Raw genomic sequence first — 1,953 nt, forward strand, 5'->3', positions numbered from 1 at the left:
AAAAAAGCCTCTTGAGGGGAACTCAAGAGGCTTAGGAATGAAGAGCTTGACGATGTCCTACTTTCACAGGTGTCCACCCACTATCATCGGCGCAAAGGCGTTTCACTGTCCTGTTCGGGATGGGAAGGAGTGGTACCACCTTGCTATGGTCGTCAAGCTGTAACTTGTACGGCTGCTTTAGCCCTTTGGAAGAAGCACAAGAAGTGAAGTTTGGGAGGTGATTTATATTTTGTACGACACTCAATCAACACTACACTCACGGGTTGAGTAGAATCAACCGATAAAGTTATAGGATCAAGCCGCACGGGCAATTAGTACTGGTTAGCTACATGCATTACTGCACTTCCACACCCAGCCTATCAACGTCCTGGTCTCGAACGACCCTTTAGGGGAGTTAAACTCCCGGGATACCTTATCTTCAGACGAGTTTCCCGCTTAGATGCCTTCAGCGGTTATCTCTTCCGTACTTAGCTACTCGGCAATGCCATTGGCATGACAACCGATACACCAGCGGTACGTCCACTCCGGTCCTCTCGTACTAGGAGCAGCCTCCGTCAAGTATCCAACGCCCACGGCAGATAGGGACCAAACTGTCTCACGACGTTTTAAACCCAGCTCACGTACCTCTTTAAATGGCGAACAGCCATACCCTTGGGACCGGCTACAGCCCCAGGATGAGATGAGCCGACATCGAGGTGCCAAACACCGCCGTCGATATGAACTCTTGGGCGGTATCAGCCTGTTATCCCCAGAGTACCTTTTATCCGTTGAGCGATGGCCCTTCCATTCAGAACCACCGGATCACTTTGTCCTGCTTTCGCACCTGTTCGACTTGTCAGTCTCACAGTCAAGCACGCTTATGCCAATGCACTATCAGCACGATTTCCGACCGTACCTAGCGTACCTTCGAACTCCTCCGTTACACTTTGGGAGGAGACCGCCCCAGTCAAACTGCCCACCATACACTGTCCCCAACCCGGATCACGGGCCTAGGTTAGAACCGCAAACAAACCAGGGTGGTATTTCAAGGACGGCTCCAGTAAAACTAGCGTCCTACCTTCAGCGCCTCCCACCTATCCTACACAGGCCGGTTCACAATCCAATGTAAAGCTACAGTAAAGGTTCATGGGGTCTTTCCGTCTAGCCGCGGGGAGATTGCATCATCACAAACACTTCAACTTCGCTGAGTCTCAGGAGGAGACAGTGTGGCCATCGTTACGCCATTCGTGCAGGTCGGAACTTACCCGACAAGGAATTTCGCTACCTTAGGACCGTTATAGTTACGGCCGCCGTTTACTGGGGCTTCGATCAAGAGCTTGCACCCCATCACTTAACCTTCCAGCACCGGGCAGGCGTCACACCCTATACGTCCACTTTCGTGTTTGCAGAGTGCTGTGTTTTTAATAAACAGTCGCAGCCACCTATTCTCTGCGACCCTCTCGCGCTTTAACACGCTAACAGGGCATACCTTCTCCCGAAGTTACGGTATCAATTTGCCGAGTTCCTTCTCCTGAGTTCTCTCAAGCGCCTTGGAATATTCATCCCGTCCACCTGTGTCGGTTTGCGGTACGGTCAACATTAAACTAGAGCTTAGAGGCTTTTCCTGGGACACCTTCCTACGACTTCGGGGTACAAGACCCCTTCGCATCAATACCTTGAATTACGTGGCCGGATTTGCCTAACCACCTTCTTAGTACCAACTACGGGTACAACCAATCACCCGCTCGCATTCCGCTATCCGTCCCCCCTTCGCATTTAATGTCGGTGTAGGAATATTAACCTACTTCCCATCAGCTACGCATCTCTGCCTCACCTTAGGGGCCGACTCACCCTGCGCCGATGAACGTTGCGCAGGAAACCTTGGACTTACGGCGAGGGAGCTTTTCACTCCCTTTATCGCTACTCATGTCAGCATTCGCACTTCTGATACCTCCAGCAGCCTTTACAAGCCAC

General features: G+C 51.6%; 2 rRNA genes. Both read right to left on the reverse strand.

What is annotated here, in order from left to right:
• Nucleotides 1-44 precede the first annotated feature (44 nt).
• Nucleotides 45-157: ribosomal RNA gene (rrf, locus tag HKX40_RS10510) — 5S ribosomal RNA — on the reverse strand.
• A gap of 133 nt (nucleotides 158-290) precedes the next feature.
• Nucleotides 291-1,953 (reverse strand): 23S ribosomal RNA (locus HKX40_RS10515); the annotation flags it as partial.

The sequence above is a fragment of the Pelistega europaea genome (assembly GCF_013133775.1).
GTDB classification, from domain to species: domain Bacteria; phylum Pseudomonadota; class Gammaproteobacteria; order Burkholderiales; family Burkholderiaceae_B; genus Taylorella; species Taylorella europaea.